Source organism: Devosia sp. GW821-FHT12F11, assembly GCF_058806655.1.
On record NZ_JBXAPX010000010.1, the window covers coordinates 81170 to 100937 of the forward strand.

The window sequence follows — 19768 nt, forward strand, 5'->3', positions numbered from 1 at the left end:
TCGTGGAACTTAATCTCCGGTTCGACATTTCTGCCCTTGCGCGTTGCGCCAGGGGGCATTTCTGACATGGCAGACCGTACAGCTTCGATGAAGCTGCGCCCGCATGTGGTGGCTGTGGGGGCGATCGTCGCCTTGCTGCTGGTCTTGATCGGGGGCACCGGCTACCTGCTGACAGCGAGCTATTTCGACACGAGGCGCGCCGCGCACGACCACGCCGCCTCGTCCTCGCAGGTGGTCTCGGCCAACGTCAAATGGGCCTTCGAGACGGCGCGGCAGACGCTGCTCAGAGTCGACGACACGCTCGGCCCGGAAATTTCGACGCCACCACCCGGTGCTGCCGACCAGCTCAAGCAGGCAATCTCCACCCTGCCCGGGCAGCCCAGGATCTATGTGGTGGATGCCGCAGGCACCACGAGCCTCACCACCGACGAACAGTTCAGGCCGATCGATGTGCGCGATCGGGAGTATTTCGCGGCGGTCGCCGCCGGTGAGCCGTTCCACGTCTCTGCGCTGCTGGTCAGCCGGCTGAACAGCGAGCAGATCTTCACCATCAGCAAGCGCATCGAGCGCAATGGCCAGTTCGCCGGTGCCGCCATCATCTCGTTCAACTCCGAACTGCTCGAGGACGTCTGGCGGTCGCTGCATCTCGACCGGCAGTCGACCGTGGGGCTGCTGCGCGACGACGGGCAACTGGTCTCGCGCTACCCGCTGCCGCCCGGGCCGCAGGACCTCAGCAAGTACATCCTCTTCACCACCTATCTGCCTCAGGCGCCCAACGGGACCTATGACGCCGTCTCCCCCACCGACGGCGTGCATCGCGTCGTCGGCTATCGCCGCGTCCCCGGCACCAACCTCGTCGCGCTCGCCTCGATCAGCACCGACAACGCCCTCGCCTCGTACTGGGCGGCCACCACAGGTGTGCTGGCGCTGGTCATCCCGGCGCTTCTCGCCTTGGTGCTGATCGCCTGGGGCACCTTCCGCCTGTTGCGCGCCGACGCCCGGCAGCGTGAAGCCGAGGCGCAATTCCGCGTATTCGCCGAGGCCATGCCCAACCATGTCTGGAGCTCCCGGCCCGACGGCAAGCTCGACTGGTTCAATTCCGGCGTCTATCGCTATAGCGGCCGCAGTGAAGGCGAGCTCGACGGCGATAACTGGACCCGCATCATCCACCCCGACGACCTGCCCGAGGCCGGCAGGCGCTGGTCCGCGGCGCTCAGGCACGGCACCCCTTACGAAGTGCAGTTCCGGGTACGCGGCGCCGATGGCAGCTACCGCTGGTACCTGGCGAGGGCGGTGCCGCTGCGCAACGCCAAGGGCGCGATCACCAAATGGATCGGCACCAACACCGATATCGATGACGAGAAGGCGACGCTCACCCGGCTGGCCGAGAGCGAGGCGCGGCTGCGGCTCGCCATCGAAGCCGGGCAACTGGCGATCTGGGAGCTCGATATCGGCGCCCTGGAGATTACGCCGTCGCCGGCCCTTAACCGGCTCTATGGCTTCCCCGAGGATGCCACCCCGACGCTAGCAGAATACCAGTCACGCTATGCGCCCGGCGAGGCCGAGCGGGTGGCGGCGATCAGCGCCGCCGCCGTGGCGCGCGGCGATCTCGATCTCGAGGTCGAGTTGAAGCATCTCTGGCCCGATGGCACCGAGAAGTGGCTGCTGATCCGCTCGCAGCTGACGCCGGGCTCGACCTTGAGCTCCGGCCGGGCGATCGGCGTGGTGATCGACGTGACCGAGCGCCGCCGCATCGAGGAGCAGTTGCGCCGCAGCGAGCAGCGGTTCCGGCTGAGCCAGCATGCCGCCGGCATCGCCTCGCTCGAGGTCGATATCGCGACCGGCACCATCCAGGGCTCGGAAAAGTTTTGGGAGCTGTGGGGCCTCGAACAGCGCGACAAGGCGCATGTCAGCCTGTTCGAAAGCATCGTCGTGCCCGAGGATAAGGAGGTCCGCTCCAACGACGAGACGCGGCGAACGGGGACCGCGGCGCCCAATGTCGAGTACCGCATCCGCCGACCCGACACCGGCGAGTTACGCTGGCTCAGCCGGCACATGGAGTTCATCCATGACGAGACCGGCAAGCCGCAGACCATGTTCGGCGTAGTGCAGGATATCACCGAGCAGAAGGAAGCCCGCTCGCGCCAGGAAATGCTGACGCACGAGCTGTCGCACCGGATCAAGAACATGCTCGCCATGGTGTCGGCGCTGGCCACCCAGACGCTGCGCGACACCACGCTCGAAGCCGGCAAGGAGGCGCTGATCCAACGGCTCGGGGCCTTGGGCACTGCGCATGATGCCCTGCTCGGCCGCAACTGGACCGATGCGCCGATGCAGGCTGTCATCGCGGCGGCCACCGCCCATCTGCCGTCGGAGCGCATTGCCCTCAGCGGCCCCAGCTTCGCCCTGTCGCCCAAGATGGCCCTGTCGATGGCGCTGGCCGTCAACGAACTGGGCACCAATGCGCTGAAATATGGCGCGCTCTCCAACGACACCGGCCGCGTATCGATCGACTGGGCGGTGGAGAGGAACGAGCGCGGCGAGCGAACGCTCACCTGGACATGGCGCGAAACCGGCGGCCCGCCCGTTACCCCGCCGACCCGGCGTGGCTTCGGCTCGCTGCTGATCAAGCGCGTGCTGGCTTCCGATTTTGGTGGCGAAGTCGACGTGGCCTACGCCCCCGAGGGTCTGATCGTGACGTTGAGCGCACCGCTCGAACCACACGATGCGGGAGCTGCCCCATGACGACAATGCACCATACCACCGTGTTGGTGGTCGAGGACGAAGCGTTGCTGCTCTACTCCATCGCCGACGAGCTGCGGGATCAGGGCTTTGACGTGGTGGAGGCCCGCAACGCCGCCGAGGCGCTACGCGCACTGGAGGCCAACGCTGAGATCCGCCTGCTGTTCACCGATGTCGACATGCCGGGCACCATGGATGGACTGGCGCTCGCCGCGGCGGTGCGGCACCGCTGGCCACCCGTCAAGATCATCGTCACCTCCGGCAAGGGCCGCCCAGCACCTTCGGCACTGCCGGACGGGGCATTCATCCCAAAACCATATACGTCGCACGCGATATCAGAGGTGTTTCGCCGCCTCGGGGGGTAGCAGGAGAACTGTCGGCCCTCATCCCCGCCCCACCAGCTTCGCCAACCTGACATAATCTACCTTCGAGTGATGCCGCCGATCGAGTGGCATTGTGACCTTCACCGCCTTTGCCCCGAACGCTCGCTGCGCCAGCTCGGTCCACTGCTGTGGGCGCGGCTCCTCGCCTTCGAGCGCGATCACCATCGGCTCGGTGCCGGGCACCAACGCCGCGCGCCGGACGCCGGGCCATTGGCGGGCCATGGTCTCAACTTCGAACGGGTAGTGTCCGGCGGCAGCGGCCGAGAGGCGGCCGCGGAGCCAGAGGTTGCCATCTGCGTCGAGGCGCCCGGCGTCGCCGGTGCGGTGCCAGGTTTCGCCGCCGCGCCGGAGCTTGTTCTCGGCGTCGCCGATGCCGTCCATATAGCCCTTGTTCACATGTGCGCCGCTGACCACGATCTCGTCATCGACGATCTCGAGTGCCACTGCTGGCACTGGCTTGCCGGCGAGGATCCCCGCCCCCGCCTGCATCTGCTGCCATTGGTCGGCAGTGATGTCGCCGACATGCAGATGGGCGATCGGCTCGGCTTCGGTCGAGCCGTAGACCGCGACGATGTCGGTGCGCGGCAGCACCTGTGACAAGCGCCTGAGCAGATCGGGGAATACCGGCCCGCCGCCGGTGAACAGCACGTCGAGCGCCGCCGCTTTGCCGCTATCGGCCAGCCGTTCGGCGATCACTGGCGGCACCATGGCGCGGGTGACGCGATGCGCCGCGAGGTGACGCAGCAGCGCGGCGCCGTCGGCCTCGTCATGGCGGCTGAGCCGCCAGTTCGGCAGCACCGAGGTGGTGCCGAGCGACAGGTTGGCGATGACGAACACCGGAAATGCGACGAGATCGGTCTCGTCCTCGCGCCGCGGCGCGATAAGATCGTGGAGCGCGGCGTTCTGCGCGCCAAGAAAGCCGTGGCTGCGGACGATCCCCTTAGGCCGGCCGGTCGAGCCGGAGGTGAACGAGATCAGTGCCGGGTGTTCCGGTGCGAGGACTTCGAGCGGATCGCCTTCGGTAGCGCCGAACTGCAGCCGCCTGGTGCCCCAGAGCCGCGGCACCAAGTAGGGCAGCAGCCGATAGACCCCGCCGACCAGCACCGCCGAAGGAGCGGCAATCTCCACCGCGCGCTGCACCCCGGCAAACCCCATTGCCGGCTCGGGAAAGACGATCGTCGCGCCCAGCCGCCACAGTGCCGCGATGGCGAGATAGAGCTCGATGCCGACCGGCAGCGCCACCAGCACCCGATCGCCGCGTTGCACCTCCTGCCCCCTCAGCGAAGCGGCGAGCCGCCCGCTCCGCAGCGCCAGTTGCTCATAGCTAATCGTCTCGCCGGCGCCGGTGATAATCGCCGGTCGCGGGCCGAGCTCAGCGGCTTTGTCGAGAAAACCCGCGATCAGGTTCATGGGCTCAGGTCTTGCCCCATCAACGCATAACGGCGGAACATCCTGGCGCTGTGCCGCTCGCTGCGCTGGCGCGAGACATTATCCTCATGCATCAGCGCATGGATCACCTCGGTAAAGCCGAGATCGAGGGCCCGCCGATGATAGCTGTCGGCCAGCAGGTGCCCGACGCCGCGCAGGCCGCTGGCATAGGTCTTGAGGATGGCGGTGGGGGTGGCCGACCCGTGGTCGGGCATGCCGAACAGGAAGCCGACTAACTGCGCCCCCGGCCCATAAGCGAAGAGGATATGGCGCGGGTCGAGCAGCGGCAGCAGCGGCCGGTAGAGCTCGAGAAAGGCCTCGCGGCTGATCGGCTTGAAGAAGCGGTTGCCGGCAAAGGCCGAGCCGGACATATCGAACAGCTTGCCGATCAGCAGCTCGGCGCCCTGGCCGTCCCAGGCGGTGACGGCTACCCCGGCCATGCTGGCCGGGGTGTCGCCGATGGTGTCGACGAGCCTGGCGCGCGACGAGACATAGCTGGAGATCGGCGTGTAGCCCGCCGCAGTGAAGGCGGCGTGATCGTAGGGACCGCTAGTCGGCTCGAGCACGAACGGGGGCGTGCCGTCGCTCTCCGACACCAGCCGGTATTTGTGCCAGGTATCGCCATCCATCGGGCCGATGAGCGCCTCGAAGCCCTCGCTGCGCAACTCCCCTGCGGCGCGCGAAAGCAGCTCGACGCCCCCCTCGATCGAGCCGAACGCCACCGCGCCGATGGCGGCTGTACGCTTGCCATCCCAGCTTGGCGCATCGCGATAGAGCATCGCTGTAGCATCCTGATGCGTCATGGGCGTCGGCGTGGTCATAGGAACATTCCCCTGAAATAGAAGACCAGCGGCACCAGCATCGCCACGGCGAACAGCTTGGCGCTGCGACGCGTGGTGAACCACTCGGGCCGGAGCATGGCGAGCCCCGCCGGTACCGCCAGCGCGGCGACCAGCCAGGGCCAATCGGCATCGAGCCACGGTGGGTGCCATGGGGTGTTGAGTTTGGCGACCCAAGCGAACAGCCCACCGATCGCGAGGCCCAGCGGCAGCAACACCAGCCGCCACCAACCGCGTGTCGCCAGCGCCGCGAAGCCCAGCGCCACGGCGGCGAAGGTGAGGTTGAACAGAGCAAGCACCGAGCGCCCGGCGAGCTCGCCGGCAATGAGCCAGAACAGCGCCACCACAGCAGCGACCGCCAGCAGGTCGAGCTCGGGCCGCTGGCTGGTGCCGGGCCGCCTGGCGCGCGCCCATACCTGGCCGACGATCACCAGCCCGGTCAGCAGAGCATTGTGCGGCGCCATCAGCGAAATCATCAGGAACAGGAGGATCGCATAGCCCCGCGCCGCGCGCTGCGGCAGGTGCAGCGCCTCGGCCACCAGCAGCATCAGGGCAAGGAACAACAGGAACCCGACCGCTACCACCACCAGTTCGGCCGAGCTGCTAGCAAGATATTGCTGCAGCAGCAGGTGCGCGCCGATGGGGACGAAGAGGTTATCGAGCCCGCGCCAGGAATCGGCCTCGACCAGCGCGCAGAAGGCGGCGACGAGGAAGGACAGCACCACCACGTTGAGCCGCGGCGCATCGGTGAGCAGCAGCAGGGTCACCAGCGCCACCAGCCAGGTGACGACGAAGAACGCCGCCACGCCCTCGAGGCTTTTGGAGCCGTCCTCGACCGCGAAGCGGCGCTTGCCATAGGTGGTGCCAACCAGCGCCGATGCGGTATCGGAGAGCGTGATCACCAGCAGCGGCAGCACGTAGAGGATCGGTTCTCCCAGCCCACGGAAGAAGGTGAAGGCGATGGCCAGTGCCAGGTAGATTTCGCCCCAGGACTCGCGCTTCACCTCATGCAGCACCCCGCCGACCGAGGCGAGCATGGGGCTGCGCAGCGCCAGCATCAGCAGCAGCGCCGCGCCAATCAGCAGGAATACCGGCAGAGCATTCGAAAACAGCAGCGGGAAGAACAGAGCCGCGGTGCCGGTTGCGACATGGACGAGCTTGCGCTGGGTTTCCGGCCCGATGCTGTAGCGCCCGGCGAAATAGCGCACGCCGCCCATCAGCGACAGCATTCCGACAATCACCGCGGCGATGAAGATGCCGTCGCGCCAGGTGAGGCTCACTTCACCGCCTCGACCACGAAATCGGAATAAAAGAACGCCTTGTCCGCCGCCTTCCCGGCAGCGATCTCCGGCTCGAGCCGGCTGACGCGACCGGCATGCACGGGCGGCACGCGGCGCGGCACCATCATGTTCCAGTAGACCAGCCGCGACCCGGGATTGGCGGCGGCGAGGATCGCGCCATAAACCGCCTCGAACACCTCGGGGCTCATATATTCGAAGATATCGGAGAGGTTGAAGCCATCGGCCTTTTCGCCGCTCGCCACCAGCGTTTCGAGCGCCCCCTCGCGGATATCGAGCCGGTCGAGTCGGGTGCGGATGGTGTCGTAATGCTCTGCCCGCCAGGCTAGCGGCAGCGCCGCGCCATGCCCCGGCTTGAGAATCCAGTGCAGATACGGGTTCTGTGAGGGGTCGAGATCGACCGCCGCATGCCGGAGCCGGCCGGCGACATGCTCGGCAAGGCTGCCCTCGACATGCTGGAAGAACGCCGGATCACGCCCGAGCCGGCCCATGACGAAGTTCGAAAAGAACAGCTTCAGCAACAGGTTCCAGCGCCAGTTGTTCCAGCGCCGATCGAGGAACTCGGCCCGCGCTGCGAGCGGCTTCGACACGAACACCGCATCGATCGTCGCCCGGCTATGCACCAGCGGCAGCAGGTATTGCCTGAGGATGCGGAAATAACGTTCGAACTTGCCGACGCCGCCCAGCCCATACGCCACCACGGCCTCGCGCCGCGCGCCCCAGAAGGCTGCAAGCTCCGCGGGAAGACTCGCGGCAGCCGTGTCGAACAGTTCGCCACGCCGCTCGGAGGGCCGCGAGCCCATCAGTTCGACAAAGCCCTGGTGATCGAGCGCCCGGTAGGCCGCGACCCTCAGCTTCAGGCAGGCGACCTGCGCCGGCGAGAGGTCGATGGTGATCACCGCCCTGGGGTCGAGCAGCAGCATGCCGAGCGCGTTGTCGCCGGCCGAGCAGATCGAGACCAGCACCTTGCCGCGTTGCTCGCCGAGCGCCGCATTCAGCACATCGGCATCTTCCCAGAGCTGCGCATAGCGAATGCCGTCGAAACGCGCGTGGCTCGAAATCTCGGCGCCGTTCATTTGACCCTCCGGACCTGGCCCGTTGCGCCATCCACTTCGATCACTTCCCCGTCGGCGATCCACTCCATCGCGCCCTTCAGCGCCACGACGCAGGGAATGCCCAGTTCGCGTGCCACGATGGCCGAATGCGACAGCGGGCTGCCACGCTCGACGACGATCGCCGCCGCATTGGTGAAGAGCGCAATCCAGCCCGGGTCGGTGTGCCGGGCCACGAGGATCTCGCCGCGCTTCAGCGTGCCCATGCGTGGGTCGGCGATCACCCGCGCCACCGCCCGAACCAGCCCCGCACTGCAGCCGACGCCGTTGCGTTCACGCGCCTCGTCCCGGGCGCGCGGCGCTACCGGCGCGATGGCGCTGCCGACGGTAGCGACGGCACCTTTGAGGCTGAGCCGCTCCGGCGGGTCGCGGCGCGTCGCGGCCGCCGCCATCTCAGCGCGCCGCAGCCGGGCCAGCGCCGCAAGATCGTGGCTCACCGCAAAGCCCTCGATCGCCCCCAGCACTTCGGCAACGGTGAGCATAAACACGTCGTCGGGTGTATCGAGCAGGCCGAGCGCATGGAACTGCACGCCGACGGCCCGAAGCAGCCGCCGCCCGCGCCCGAAGATGCGGGTCCGCTCGAACCGCAGGTTCTCGCGATCGCGCACCCGGCGCTTGGCGATCCCCAACGCCACCCCGGCCATGGCGCGGCGCAGCGGATGTCCCTTGAACAGCCTGTTGAGCGCTGCCGCCGGGTCGACCCGCTCGACGGCATGCCCCGGGCCGGCCGCCGCGGCAGCGGCGATTGCCTTGTAGAGCGGCGACGGATCGCGATCGAGCGTCACGCTCTCGAGCTTCAGCTCCTCCGGGCAGCGATCGGCGAAGCGGTCGAGATAGTCGCGCACTGCCTGCTGCAGCGCCGGGTTGCGTGCAAGCCCTTCGCCCTGCCCGGCCTCGAGCTCGGCCACCAGTTCCGGATCATCGCCCAGCAGCTTCCCCATCGCGCGGATGCGCTGCGCCGGCTCGGCCGAGACGATATCGCCCTGCCCGATCATGATGTCCGAATGCACGGCGAGCCCGGCCTCGCCGGCCCAGGCCTGCATCAGCTTCCGCGACCCGCCAAAGGCGATCATGCAGAGGAAATCGTTGACCAGCGGCGCGTCCCAGCGATCGAGCAGGTCAGCCTCGATCCGCCGATACTCAGCCGCGAGCGCCGTCAGCGGCTTGTGGTCGAGTGTCGTGGCCGGCTCTGCCAGGGCTGCCGCGAGCCGCGCGTAGAAGCCCCGCTTGGTGCGCCCCAACTTGAGGCTGGCGCCGGCGAGTGCCAGGCCGATGCGCGCTATGCCGAGGGTGCGGCGCAACCGCGATTGCGGCGGTGAGGCCATGGCGGCAACCAGCTCCGCCGGCAGCGGCTCGCTCACCCCCATCATCAGTTCCATGCTCGCGCTGTTGCTCGAAAACCCCGGCAGCAGCGCCAGCGCGCGGTACCAGTTGCCGAGATTGTAGTAGACCCGGGCATCGACCCGGCTCAGCAGGTTGTCGAACAAAGCCGCATGGCTGCCGATGGTGGCGGCGTCGATCCCCACCAGCCGCATGAAGGCGCGATAGACCCGCGCATAGGCATATTGGGCAAAGCTGAAGGTGAGCGGCGAAACGAGCCCAGGATAGCTCTCGACGATGTTGGAGTTGTCGAGCACCACCAGCACGTCATCGGCGATCGGCGCAGGCCTGAGGCTGGTGGTGATCGGCCGCGCCTGCAACAAATGCAGCCGCGCGCCGGCAAAGGCCCATTCCATATCCTGCGGCGCGCCGAACGCCGCCTCGGCGGCCAAGGCCAGGGCGCGGAGCGTTGCAAGATCAGCGGCCGTCAGGCTCGCCTCGGCCGGGCGCTCCAGCACCTCGCCATTGGCCTTGCCCAGCACATAGCGCTCGCCATCCTCCTCGCCGCCGACCAGCCGATCGGCGAGCCCGGCTATGGCCGAGACGACGATGCGGTCGCGGCGGCCGCTGACCGGATCGGCGGTGAACAGCACGCCGGCGCAGCGCGCATCGACCATCTGCTGCACCACCACGGCCGGGGCGCCGCCGTCGGCGCCGAGCTGGCGCGAGTGGCGATACTCGGCAACGCTCTCGGCCGCGCCGCTCTCGAACACACTTCGCGCGGCCGCGGGGACATCCTCTGCACTGACATTCAGCAGCGACAGGAACTGCCCGGCATGCGAAGCGGCGCTGCCATCCTCTTCGCGCGCCGACGAGCGCACCGCATAGGGCCCGGGGCCGATCCCCGCGAGCTGCGCCAAGAGCGCCGCGCCGGTTGCCGCCTCCGTATCTGTCGAACTGAAGGCTGCAGCTTCGACCACGACGAAGGCCGGCACGTCGAAGCCCAGCGCCGCGAGGCGCATCAGCGTCGCGCCCTTGCCGCCGACAACGCCTGCCCCGACGGCGCTCCGCATGTCATGGATGAAGCTGGTCACGACAGCGGCCCCGCCAATCCCACCATGACGTAACAGGCAAATACCCAGAGCCCCGCCACCAGATCGATCCGCTTCTGGCCCACGAGGTCCGGCTGCCGCATGAACCGGCCGGCCAGCCACAGGACCGGCAGCAACGCTGCGAGGCCCAGCACCCAGATGACGATGCCGGCGCCGGCCAGCGTGCCGATGCAACCGACGAGGATGTAGGAGAGGACGCAGCAGCCGGCCCAGATGGCGGCCGAGCGCCCCGGGCCATAGAGCGCCGAATAGGTCTCGACTCCCGGCCGCTCGCTCTCCGGCGCCCAGGTCTTCCGGCCGAACTCCAGGACGCAGCCATTGACGCAGCTCAGGATGACGAAGATCCAGATCCCCGGCGGCGGCAGCGCCGCGTGCGGCAGCCACTCGGCGGCGGTGACGTAAAAATCGATGAACGCCATGATCGCCATGTGCGAGACGAGGTAGAGCAGCGGCCGCGCCTTCAGCCAGGCCGGCACGAAGAACTCCGCCGTCATCAGCCCCAGCCACAGCCAGACCAGTGCCAAAGGCAGCAGCAGCAGCGGCGAGATGGTCGCGCTGAGGCCAATTGCCAGCGCGGCCGTCGCGAGCCCCAGGCGCCGCAGCAGTTTGAGGCTCACCAGCCCGCGCGGTACCGGCCGTTCCGGGCGGTAGCGGCTGTCGTCGTCAAAATCCTTGAACTCGTCGGCAACCCGCAACTGGAACAGAAAGCCGATCGCCACCAGCCACACCGCGACGAACACCCAGATCGGCGGCAGCGACCGCGCCCCCAGATGCGCCGAGAGGCTGAGGCCCGCGGCCGCGAACACCGCCAGCAGCACGGCGGTCTTGCCGAGCGGGAAGCGCTCGGCCTGGTAGATCGAGAGCCGTTGCATCAGGCTCAGCCCAACCTCGGCGGTGGTGCTCATCTGAGCCGCGCCAGCTTGTGATGCGCGCGGGTGAATTGCCCGCCGGCAATCGCCGCGATGATCGAGATTTCACCGCAGAGGCAAAGCGCCGCCACCACTTCGGCCAGAGCCGCGGCGTTCCCCGGTCCGGCGAGCCCCAGCAGCTCGAGCGCCGCCGACTGGCTGGGCAGCCCGGTGCCTCCGCCGACCGAGCCAACCAGCACATTGGGCAGCGTCACCGAAAAGAACATGCCCTTGTCGCGTGGCTCCATGCGGGTGAAGCCGACCGCCGATTCCGACACGCAGGCCGCATCCTGCCCGGTGGCGATGTAGAAGGCGGCGAGCCCATTGGCATAATGCGCCTGCGAGCCGAGCTGGCCGCTCAGCACCGCCCCCAAAGCCGCCACCCGCCCATAGGCGACCAGCGCCTCGGGCGTCACGCGGAGGGTGCGCGCCATCAGCTCATAAGGCAGCTCGACGCTGGCCGAAACTTTGCGCCCGCGCCCGGCAAACATCCCCAGATACGACGCTTTCTTGTCGCCCGAGAAATTGCCATCGATGAACGAGAAGCGCGGACGGATCGGCGAATGCGCGGCGATATGGGCGCAGATCGCCTCGGTGGCCACCGTCACCATGTTCTGCCCGGCGGCGTCGCCGGTCGAATAGCGGCAGATCACGAACACCGTGTCGCTGTCCATGAACGGCTCGAGCGATTGCAGCTTGCCATGCCGCGTCGTCGCCTCGGCCACGCTCCGCAACTGCTCGGCATTCTCAGCGATCCAGCTGATGAACGCCCCGCATTCGTAAAGCCCACTGAAGACGAACGCCGGGGTGCGCAGCACGCCCTCGCCCAGCATGCCGGCGCTCACCCCGCCGGCCAGCGACACGATATCGGCGCCGCGGCCATAGGAGGCGACCAGCGCCGCCTCGGTGGTGGCCAGCGGCACATAGTAGTCGCCGCTGGCGTGGACGCCGTTGACCCTGAGCGGCCCGATCACCCCCACCGGCACTTTTACCGTACCGACAAAGTTCTCGATATTGCGGCCATAAGTTTCGGCCGCCGCGAGGCTTTCCGCGTCGGCCAGCCGGTCTTTCGATGACGCAGGCACACCTGCCTCTATGAGGTGCGACCACACCGCCTCGGCCGATGCGCGATCGCTGCTCTGGTGCATGCGCAGCCGCTTCGGCCGCCCGGCCCCAGGCGACGGACGCAGCCGGGCCGCGAGGTCGGCAGTTGCCGACTTGGCCCGCAACAGCTCAAGCATATTCAGCACTCGTGCCGGCAACAGCGACGCCAAGATTGCCCCCAGTTTGGTCAGCCAGACAATGCGGAGCCAATACTGAAAGGCTCGCTAACGCAACGCGGACGCAACTTTCGAGCTGCAGCAAGCAGTTAACGACGAGACTATTTGCAGCCGCTATTGCCGGTGATGCTGGCCAATCAGAGCACCGTCACCTGGAACAACCGGACCAGAATACGCTGCTGCTTCAGTTCGGCCTCCAACGCTTCGCGATAGTGGCGCCACCAGGCGGTGTCGACGTCGGTGACCATCACCTCGAAGATGGCGATCCGATCGTGGATAGCCTCGCCGCTCATCGGCTTCCAGGCGCCTTCGGCCGGTGATTGGAGGAACGCCGTCACCCCGCCGAAACTCTCTGTCAGTTCGGCCTTGGTACGCTCGAACAGCCCGGCCGGAACCGGGGCGCCATCGGGCAGTTCGAGCGGCAGATAGATCTGGACGACAAACATCTCTCAGGGATCGCGATCAGCCTGACTCACACCGGGAACCGCACCTTGCCAGTGCTCGCGGCGGATCGTCCAGCCCTCGCGTGTGGGGGTGAGACCGGTGGGCGCCGCGTCGAGCGAACCGATGCAGATTTCGGCGTGCTCTTCGCCCAGGTGGAACAATCGCGAACCGCAAACCGAGCAGAAGCTGCGGCCTTCGAAAGTGAGGAACGCACCGGCGACGGTGAACTGCTCGCGCGGCCAATCGGCGTAGGCAAGAAAGGCCGAGCCGGTCTCCTTGCGGCAGTCAGTACAGTGGCAGAGGCCCACCACCATGGGCTCGCCCCGCACTTCGTACCGTACGGCGCCGCAGCGGCAGCCGCCAAACCGAATTGTCGCATCCATCGCCGTCGTACTCCTGCTTCAGGTTCCGGGCCAGAACTGCAGTACCTGCTGGCTCGACTATTCTAGCAACCAATGTCGGGCGAGGCAGTTCCGCTAGGACGGCCCACCACCGGCTCTCGGCCCGAGTAAAAAGCCCTTCCAACCCATTGCGGCACCGGGGCGCGAGGGGCACGTTTCAGCCCAAAGCCGGGGGCAGATGGCCCACCGGCCAATGGAGAAACAACATGAACATCCTCAAGTCCGTACTGGCGATCGGCCTTGTCGGCCTTGGCCTTTCGACCCCGGCGCTGGCCCAGACGGCGCTCGACCAGGTCAAGACTGCGGGCGCGCTGCGGGTCGGCACCGAGGGCACCTATGCCCCCTTCACCTTCCACGATGCCTCAGGCGCGCTGGTCGGCTTCGACGTTGAGATTGCCGAGGAGATCGCGAAGCGCATCGGGGTGAAGGCGGAGTTCGTCGAGGGCCCCTGGGACGGGCTGATCGCCGGCATCGATGCCAATCGCTATGACGTGGTGATCAACCAGGTCGGCATCACCGACGCGCGCAAGGAGAAGTACGATTTCTCCGAGCCCTATATCGCCTCCAAGGCCGCGCTGATCGTGCGCGCCGACAATACCGACATCACCTCGTTCGAGAGCCTGAAGGGCAAGAAGGCGGCGCAGACCACCACCTCCAATTTCGGCAAGCTTGCCGAAGCCAGCGGCGCCGAGATCGTGCCCACCGACGGGTTTGACCAGTCGATCGCGCTGGTGATCCAGGGCCGCGCCGACGCCACCATCAATGACAGCCTGTCGTTCTTCGACTTCAAGAAGCAGCAGCCCGACGCCAATGTGAAGATTGCCGCCACCCAGGCCAATGCCGACTATTCCGGCGTGCTGCTGGCCAAGGGCAAGCCCGAACTGCTGGCGGCGATCAACGAGGCGCTGGCCGCCATCAAGGCCGATGGCACCTATGCGACCATTTCGCAGAAGTATTTCGGCGAAGACGTCTCGCAGTAGTCGATCCAGCTCTACCTATTGTAAGGATCGGCCCTGAGAAGTGGCCGATCCATTTGTTTTGAGGACTCGTATGCCGCCCTGGCTGAACCTGATGCTCGAGTCGCTGCCCTCGCTGCTCTGGGCCTGCCTGCTGTTCACCGTGCCGCTGACGCTACTGAGCTTCGCCTTCGGCCTCGCCGTCGGCTTCGGCGCGGCATTGGTCCGGCTGTTCGCGCCCTGGCCGTTCGCGGCGCTGATCCGCTTTTATGTCTGGATCATCCGGGGCACGCCGCTGCTGGTGCAGCTGTTCCTGATCTTTTATGGGCTGCCCAGTGTCGGCATTACGCTTGATGCCTTCCCCGCGGCGCTGATCGGCTTCACCCTCAACGTTGGCGCCTATACCTCCGAGATCATCCGCGCCACGCTGATCTCGGTGCCCAAGGGGCAATGGGAAGCCTCGTTCTCCATCGGCATGACCTGGACGCAGGCAATGCGCCGCATCATCGTGCCGCAAGCCGGCCGCGTCGCCGTGCCGCCGCTCTCCAACACCTTCATTTCGCTGATCAAGGATACTTCGCTCGCCGCCGCCATCACGGTGCCCGAGCTGTTCCGCGCCGGCCAGCGCATCGTCGCCACCACCTATGAACCGCTGATCCTCTATGTCGAAGTGGCGCTGATCTACCTCGCGGTCAGCTCGCTCCTGTCGATGCTGCAGGGCCGGCTCGAAAAGCGCCTGGCGCGTTACGGCGGCTTCATCGGAGCCGCGTCATGATCGCGCTCGAGGCCATCCACAAGCAGTTCGGCGATATCGAAGTGCTGCGCGGCGTCTCCGTGCGGGTGCCGGAACGCAGCGTCACCGCGCTGATCGGCCCCTCCGGCAGCGGCAAGAGCACGCTGCTGCGCTGCGTCAACCTGCTCGAGCTGCCGCAATCGGGCAGCGTCACGGTCGGCGCCAACCGTCTCGAATTCGGCGCCAGCTCGCACCACTCGCGGGCCGAGATCCTCGCCATGCGACGTTCGACCGGCATGGTGTTCCAGAACTTCCAGCTGTTCCCCCACCTGACCGTCGAAGAAAACGTCATGGAAGGGCTGGTGACGGTGCTGCGCTGGCCGCGCGACGAGGCGCGCGCCCATGCCCGGGCGCTGCTCGACAAGGTCGGGATGGCAGCGAAGGCCGAGGCCTGGCCGGCCAACCTCTCGGGTGGCCAGCAGCAGCGCACCGCCATCGCCCGGGCGTTGGCGCCATCGCCCGAAGTGCTGCTCTGCGACGAGCCGACCTCGGCGCTCGATCCCGAACTCGCCGGCGAGGTGGTCGAAGTGCTGGCCCAGCTGGCGCGCGAGGGCACCACCATGCTGATGGCCACCCACGACCTGCGCCTCGCTTCCAGCATCGCCTCGGACGTGGTGTTCCTCGACCGCGGCGAAGTGGTGGAAGCCGGCCCGGCGCAAAGCCTGTTCGGGGCGCCGCAACGCGAGCGCACCAAGCAGTTCGTCGCCAGTCTCTCGGCCTAGGGTGTTTCCCCGCTTCGTTTGATCAGTGAAACGCTCTAAGTCTTTGATCTGATCACGCTTTCAAACCGGAAAAGTCTGCAACCTTTCCTGAAAGCGCTCCAGCCGGCAGGCGCCTTCGAAATAATTCCGGCTCGCCTGTCGATCTCGCCTGACCTCCGTTCGACCGATCGCCGGTAGCAACTGCCAGCATATGGAGATGACAATGCAGTACCTGCTGATGATCTACGGCGACGAAGCGGCGATGGGCGCGGCGACGGCGGAACAGGGCAAGGCCATGGGCGAGGCCTATGCGCGCTTCACCCAGGATATCGTCAAGAGCGGACACCTGAAGGGCGGCGACAAGCTGAAGCCGTCGAGCACCGCGACGACCATCCGCCGGGGCGACGGCAAATCGCTCACCACCGACGGGCCGTTCGCCGAAACCCGTGAGCAGCTGGCCGGCTACTACATCGTCGAGGCGAGCGATCTCGACGAAGCGCTGGCGATCGCCGGCAAAATTCCGTTCAGCGCCGGCGCGGTCGAAGTCCGGCCGATCGACAGCCTGTCGCGCATGTACTGAGTGCGTGCATGCTCGACCGAGCGGCCATCGAAACGGTCTATCGCCACGAGGCGGGGAGAGTGCTGGCCACTCTCATCCGCCTCGTCGGCGATTTCGAGCTCGCCGAAGAAGGGGCGCAGGATGCGTTCGAGGCGGCGCTGACCCGCTGGCCGCGGACCGGCCTGCCCGACAATCCGCGCGCTTGGCTGGTCAATACCGGCCGCCACAAGGCCATCGACCGCCTCAGGCGACGCATCTCGCTGCGCGGCAAGCTGAAGGTGCTGGCCGCCGAAAACGCCATCACCTCGGAACCCGACGTCGAGGACATCGAGGATGATCGGCTGCGGCTGATCTTCACCTGCTGCCACCCGGCGCTGGCGCTCGAAACCCGGGTGGCGCTGACCCTGCGCATCGTCTGCGGGCTCACGACCTCGGCGCTGGCCAGCATCTTCCTCGTCAGCGAGGAAACCATGGCGCAGCGCCTGGTGCGTGCCAAATCGAAGATCCGCGACGCCGCCATTCCCTATCAGGTGCCGGATCGCGAGCACCTCGCCGAGCGGCTCGCCTGGGTGCTGGCGGTGGTTTACCTGGTGTTCACCGAGGGCTATGCGCCGAGCGCCGGCACGGCGACCACCCGGCCCGAACTCTGCGCCGAGGCGATAAGGCTCTGCCGGCTGCTCGACCAGCTGTTGCCGGGCGAGCCTGAAATCGCCGGCCTCCTGGCGCTGATGCTGCTGCATGCGGCGCGACTTGGCGGCCGCAGCGACGGCGCCGGCGAGTTGCTGCTGCTCGAGGAGCAGGATCGGACGCGCTGGGATCGAGCTGCCATCGCCGAAGGCAAGGCGCTGGTCGAACGTGCCCTGGCGCAGCCCGGCCGCATCGGCCCCTATGGCGTGCAGGCGGCGATTGCGGCGCTCCATGCCGAGGCCCCGAGCTTTGCCGAGACGGACTGGCCGCAGATCTCGGGGCTTTATCAGGTGCTGCTGCGGCTGCAGCCCTCGCCGGTGGTCGAGCTCAACGCCGCCGCGGCTTTATCGATGGTCGATGGCCCGGAGCGGGCGCTGCAGCTGGTCGAAGCCCTCGCCGCCGCCGGCACGCTCGACGGCTACTGGCCGCTGCACGCGGCGCGCGCCGACCTGTTCGACCGGTTGGGCCGGAAAACCGAGGCGCAGGCGGCTTATGCCCGGGCGCTGCCGTTGGTGCGGCTCGAGGCGGAGCGGCGGCTGCTCGAGCGCAAGATGCGGGGGTGAGGAGGGCAACCAACCGTGCGTGTGGCAACCCCTTCCACCGCCGTATGCCCCCCTACCGCACCCGCCCGATATGCACCTTGTCCGTCGACAGCGCGCCCTCGTACACTGCCAGCCCGATCATGCCGCCGGCATAGGTCGCGTCGCTGACCTCCAGCACCATCCCTCCGGCATCCACCGTGATCTTTGCGCCATCGAGCCTCACCCGCAGCGGGATCGCCGTTTCGAACGCCACCGGCAGCGCCGTTTCGGCCAGCACGTGCTCGACCTCGTCGCGCCGGCAGACCACCTGCAGCTTGCCGGTACGCGTCAGCCTCGCGGCGTAATACTGCCGCAGCCCCTGCGCCCGGAACACCAGCGCACCATAGTTGCCGAGGTGCAGGTTCAGCTCCGCTTCGACCGTGATGTCGCGCCAGTCGCGCGTGCCAGTGAGGATGATGCCCTCGCCGCGGTTGGCGGAAAGCCGGAACGACTCGCGGAAATTCTTCGAGAACACGCTGGCGCCGTTGATCCAGGCGCTGCGCCACATATTGCCTTCGTTATGCGGACGGCGCAGCGTCAGCTCCGGCTCGCCGCTCCAGCGCAGCCAGTCGACCAGCACCCGTCCCACCGTCGCGGTGTCGCGCACCGACATGACGAGGCCGATCTCGGCGATCGGGTTGCCGTCGAACTGCGGCACCTGCCAGCTGAGCCTTGCCGCCTGTCCGGCTTCCACGGTGACGCTTTGCGGCGAGATGACGCTCACCAGCGCATCGTCCTGGCCGTAATGGCGCACCGCCAGCGCCACCTCCACCGCGCCGCTGAGCCCGGCCGCGCCGGCAATGCTGGCCTCGATGGTCTGGCCCGGCCACACCCGGGGGCTCGCCAGCACCTCGTACCAGCTATGCCCGATCATCGCGGGCGGAATGAACACGGGCGTGCCCACATAGGCCGAGCGGCCCGGCGCCACCGAGATCAGTTCCACCGCCAGCGCGTCGCCGGTCCCGGAAACGGCGACGTCGCTGCCATTGCCCTCGGTGCCGCCGGCCATGAACCCCTGCACCGCACCGGGTAGCGCGAAGTGGAACTGCGCCCCGCCCTTGGGCGCCAGCCGCGCCGGCTCTTTCGCCAGCTGCCGCGCCAGGCCATCGAGCCAATAGGCGATGCTGGGCGCATCGGTGAGGCCGCGCCCGCCATCGGCGGTGGAGAGATAGAGCCGGTCGGCCACCGGGCCGCGCCAATCCTGCTCGCCTTCGAACCCGCCGAGCCCCAGCATTATGCCCTGCAGGCACCCGAGATTGCCGGCATTGCAGTCGGTATCCCAGCCCGAAGTATTGACGATCATCTGGCCGCGGCTGAAATCGTCGGGCGCGTGCAGCAGCGCCATGATCATCAGCGCGTGGTTGGGCACCACGTGGCAGACCCCAGCATATTTGTCGTAGCCGTAAGTGTCCTCGATCTGCCGGCGCGTCGCCTGCCAGTCATCGCCATTCTCCCGCACCCAGCCGCGGATATCGGCGACCAACCTGGCGATCAGGCTGCCAGCCGGAATGAAGCTCAGCCCGGTTTCAATCAGGTGCTCCACATCGCGGCTCAAAAAGGCCTCGGCCTCCATCGCCGCCCACAGCACCGCCGCGTGGACGCTTTCGCCGTCATGGCTGACGCTGCCGGCGGCGCGGGCGAGCTTTGCGGCCTGCGCGGGGTTGCCCGGCGATACCAGCGCCCAGCCATCGATGAAGATCTGCGCGCCGATCTGTTCGGCGACGATCTTGCCATTGGTTTCGATCGCGCCCGAGCGCGGCGCCGGAATGCCCTTACTAAGGTTCAGCCAGGCGGTGTGCTCGGTCGAGTTGCCCGCCCCGCCCCACCAGAACACCGCGCGGTTCTCGACCACGTAGTTGAGCCAGGTGCGCCCGATATCCTCGGCCCCGAGCTCGGCTGAAGCGCCGTAATCCTCGAGCGCCCGGACGAAGCTGAAGGTGCCCGAGACGTCGTCGTCGGTCACCACCAGCTCGGCCCCCAGCCGGTCGTTGACGTAATAGGTGATCGGGCCGAGCTCCTTGAGGATGCGCTGGTAGGTCCAGTTCTCGAACGGCCGTCCGAGATAGACGCCGATCAGCTTGCCGAGCACGCCGGCATAGATCCGCTCGAGGGTATCGGTGGGGAGGGTCATGGGGGTCTCACTACGGGACGAGGGGTCTTGCGGGCGGGTGTGAAGCTCGTAAGCCATCCGGCTTGACGGAAACGGCTCATCTGCTTACTGATA

Annotated in this window: 17 protein-coding genes; 7 read left to right on the top strand and 10 right to left on the bottom strand. The window is 67.4% G+C overall.

The genetic code is table 11. The features are described from left to right. Nucleotides 1–66: 66 nt before the first annotated feature. A complete protein-coding gene (locus tag AC1ROK_RS25440; RefSeq protein ID WP_492852163.1) occupies nucleotides 67–2745 on the top strand; it encodes a PAS domain-containing protein in 2679 nt (892 codons plus the stop codon). Then, nucleotides 2742–3107: a response regulator gene (locus AC1ROK_RS25445; RefSeq protein WP_492852165.1), complete on the top strand. Its 366-nt coding sequence runs from the start codon at nucleotides 2742–2744 to the stop codon at nucleotides 3105–3107. The genes AC1ROK_RS25440 and AC1ROK_RS25445 overlap by 4 nt, the downstream gene beginning before the upstream one ends. Nucleotides 3108–3125: 18 nt before the next feature. On the opposite strand, the gene AC1ROK_RS25450 is transcribed toward AC1ROK_RS25445, so the two are convergent. The 9 genes from AC1ROK_RS25450 to AC1ROK_RS25490 all read right to left on the bottom strand — a co-directional run bounded on the left by AC1ROK_RS25450 (nucleotide 3126) and on the right by AC1ROK_RS25490 (nucleotide 13249). After that, complete coding sequence (locus AC1ROK_RS25450) at nucleotides 3126–4535, bottom strand: AMP-binding protein (RefSeq protein ID WP_492852167.1); 1410 nt, start codon at nucleotides 4533–4535, stop codon at nucleotides 3126–3128. Then, nucleotides 4532–5374, bottom strand: coding sequence for a hypothetical protein (locus tag AC1ROK_RS25455; RefSeq protein ID WP_492852169.1), 843 nt, complete (start codon nucleotides 5372–5374; stop codon nucleotides 4532–4534). Before AC1ROK_RS25455 ends, AC1ROK_RS25450 begins: the two co-directional genes overlap by 4 nt. Then, the gene (locus AC1ROK_RS25460) at nucleotides 5371–6672 is read right to left on the bottom strand and encodes a diacylglycerol/polyprenol kinase family protein (protein ID WP_492852171.1); all 1302 of its coding nucleotides are present in this window, start codon (nucleotides 6670–6672) and stop codon (nucleotides 5371–5373) included. Before AC1ROK_RS25460 ends, AC1ROK_RS25455 begins: the two co-directional genes overlap by 4 nt. Then, nucleotides 6669–7766, bottom strand: coding sequence for a BtaA family protein (locus AC1ROK_RS25465; protein WP_492852173.1), 1098 nt, complete (start codon nucleotides 7764–7766; stop codon nucleotides 6669–6671). The genes AC1ROK_RS25460 and AC1ROK_RS25465 overlap by 4 nt, the downstream gene beginning before the upstream one ends. Beyond that, nucleotides 7763–10216, bottom strand: coding sequence for a PEP/pyruvate-binding domain-containing protein (locus tag AC1ROK_RS25470; RefSeq protein ID WP_492852175.1), 2454 nt, complete (start codon nucleotides 10214–10216; stop codon nucleotides 7763–7765). The genes AC1ROK_RS25465 and AC1ROK_RS25470 overlap by 4 nt, the downstream gene beginning before the upstream one ends. After that, nucleotides 10213–11139 (bottom strand): UbiA family prenyltransferase, encoded by a 927-nt coding sequence (locus tag AC1ROK_RS25475; protein ID WP_492852177.1) that lies wholly within the window; start codon nucleotides 11137–11139, stop codon nucleotides 10213–10215. The genes AC1ROK_RS25470 and AC1ROK_RS25475 overlap by 4 nt, the downstream gene beginning before the upstream one ends. After that, nucleotides 11136–12383, bottom strand: coding sequence for a hydroxymethylglutaryl-CoA reductase (locus AC1ROK_RS25480; RefSeq protein WP_492852179.1), 1248 nt, complete (start codon nucleotides 12381–12383; stop codon nucleotides 11136–11138). The genes AC1ROK_RS25475 and AC1ROK_RS25480 overlap by 4 nt, the downstream gene beginning before the upstream one ends. A 176-nt stretch (nucleotides 12384–12559) precedes the next feature. Further along, complete coding sequence (locus AC1ROK_RS25485) at nucleotides 12560–12868, bottom strand: hypothetical protein (protein ID WP_492852181.1); 309 nt, start codon at nucleotides 12866–12868, stop codon at nucleotides 12560–12562. A gap of 3 nt (nucleotides 12869–12871) precedes the next feature. Next, nucleotides 12872–13249, bottom strand: coding sequence for a GFA family protein (locus AC1ROK_RS25490; protein ID WP_492852183.1), 378 nt, complete (start codon nucleotides 13247–13249; stop codon nucleotides 12872–12874). A 224-nt stretch (nucleotides 13250–13473) separates the two neighbouring features. Between AC1ROK_RS25490 and AC1ROK_RS25495 the strand changes: the two genes are divergently transcribed. From AC1ROK_RS25495 to AC1ROK_RS25515, 5 genes are all read left to right on the top strand, one after another. Further along, nucleotides 13474–14247 carry an amino acid ABC transporter substrate-binding protein gene (locus AC1ROK_RS25495; RefSeq protein ID WP_492852185.1) on the top strand — a complete coding sequence of 258 codons (774 nt, stop codon included), beginning with the start codon at nucleotides 13474–13476 and terminating at the stop codon, nucleotides 14245–14247. 70 nt (nucleotides 14248–14317) lie between these two features. Continuing rightward, the gene (locus AC1ROK_RS25500; RefSeq protein ID WP_055877370.1) at nucleotides 14318–14998 is read left to right on the top strand and encodes an amino acid ABC transporter permease; all 681 of its coding nucleotides are present in this window, start codon (nucleotides 14318–14320) and stop codon (nucleotides 14996–14998) included. Further along, complete coding sequence (locus AC1ROK_RS25505; RefSeq protein ID WP_492852187.1) at nucleotides 14995–15738, top strand: amino acid ABC transporter ATP-binding protein; 744 nt, start codon at nucleotides 14995–14997, stop codon at nucleotides 15736–15738. The genes AC1ROK_RS25500 and AC1ROK_RS25505 overlap by 4 nt, the downstream gene beginning before the upstream one ends. 202 nt (nucleotides 15739–15940) lie before the next feature. After that, nucleotides 15941–16297, top strand: a complete 357-nt coding sequence (locus AC1ROK_RS25510; RefSeq protein ID WP_492852189.1) for a YciI family protein — start codon at nucleotides 15941–15943, stop codon at nucleotides 16295–16297. Nucleotides 16298–16305: 8 nt separating this feature from the next. Beyond that, the gene (locus AC1ROK_RS25515) at nucleotides 16306–17526 is read left to right on the top strand and encodes an RNA polymerase sigma factor (protein WP_492852191.1); all 1221 of its coding nucleotides are present in this window, start codon (nucleotides 16306–16308) and stop codon (nucleotides 17524–17526) included. Between the two features lie 52 nt (nucleotides 17527–17578). Here the strand turns inward: AC1ROK_RS25515 and AC1ROK_RS25520 are convergent, their stop codons facing one another. Next, nucleotides 17579–19675 (bottom strand): ADP-ribosylglycohydrolase family protein, encoded by a 2097-nt coding sequence (locus AC1ROK_RS25520; protein WP_492852193.1) that lies wholly within the window; start codon nucleotides 19673–19675, stop codon nucleotides 17579–17581. Nucleotides 19676–19768 lie beyond the last annotated feature (93 nt).

What these genes read in the sequence shown, in the direction of transcription:
- AC1ROK_RS25485 (WP_492852181.1), bottom strand. Translation starts at nt 12,868, where the DNA reads ATGTTTGTCGTCCAGATCTATCTGCCGCTCGAACTGCCCGATGGCGCC.
- AC1ROK_RS25490 (WP_492852183.1), bottom strand. Translation starts at nt 13,249, where the DNA reads ATGGATGCGACAATTCGGTTTGGCGGCTGCCGCTGCGGCGCCGTACGG.
- AC1ROK_RS25480 (WP_492852179.1), bottom strand. Translation starts at nt 12,383, where the DNA reads ATGCTTGAGCTGTTGCGGGCCAAGTCGGCAACTGCCGACCTCGCGGCC.
- AC1ROK_RS25450 (WP_492852167.1), bottom strand. Translation starts at nt 4,535, where the DNA reads ATGAACCTGATCGCGGGTTTTCTCGACAAAGCCGCTGAGCTCGGCCCG.
- AC1ROK_RS25445 (WP_492852165.1), top strand. Translation starts at nt 2,742, where the DNA reads ATGACGACAATGCACCATACCACCGTGTTGGTGGTCGAGGACGAAGCG.
- AC1ROK_RS25440 (WP_492852163.1), top strand. Translation starts at nt 67, where the DNA reads ATGGCAGACCGTACAGCTTCGATGAAGCTGCGCCCGCATGTGGTGGCT.
- AC1ROK_RS25465 (WP_492852173.1), bottom strand. Translation starts at nt 7,766, where the DNA reads ATGAACGGCGCCGAGATTTCGAGCCACGCGCGTTTCGACGGCATTCGC.
- AC1ROK_RS25475 (WP_492852177.1), bottom strand. Translation starts at nt 11,139, where the DNA reads ATGAGCACCACCGCCGAGGTTGGGCTGAGCCTGATGCAACGGCTCTCG.
- AC1ROK_RS25500 (WP_055877370.1), top strand. Translation starts at nt 14,318, where the DNA reads ATGCCGCCCTGGCTGAACCTGATGCTCGAGTCGCTGCCCTCGCTGCTC.
- AC1ROK_RS25515 (WP_492852191.1), top strand. Translation starts at nt 16,306, where the DNA reads ATGCTCGACCGAGCGGCCATCGAAACGGTCTATCGCCACGAGGCGGGG.
- AC1ROK_RS25455 (WP_492852169.1), bottom strand. Translation starts at nt 5,374, where the DNA reads ATGACCACGCCGACGCCCATGACGCATCAGGATGCTACAGCGATGCTC.
- AC1ROK_RS25510 (WP_492852189.1), top strand. Translation starts at nt 15,941, where the DNA reads ATGCAGTACCTGCTGATGATCTACGGCGACGAAGCGGCGATGGGCGCG.
- AC1ROK_RS25495 (WP_492852185.1), top strand. Translation starts at nt 13,474, where the DNA reads ATGAACATCCTCAAGTCCGTACTGGCGATCGGCCTTGTCGGCCTTGGC.
- AC1ROK_RS25505 (WP_492852187.1), top strand. Translation starts at nt 14,995, where the DNA reads ATGATCGCGCTCGAGGCCATCCACAAGCAGTTCGGCGATATCGAAGTG.
- AC1ROK_RS25520 (WP_492852193.1), bottom strand. Translation starts at nt 19,675, where the DNA reads ATGACCCTCCCCACCGATACCCTCGAGCGGATCTATGCCGGCGTGCTC.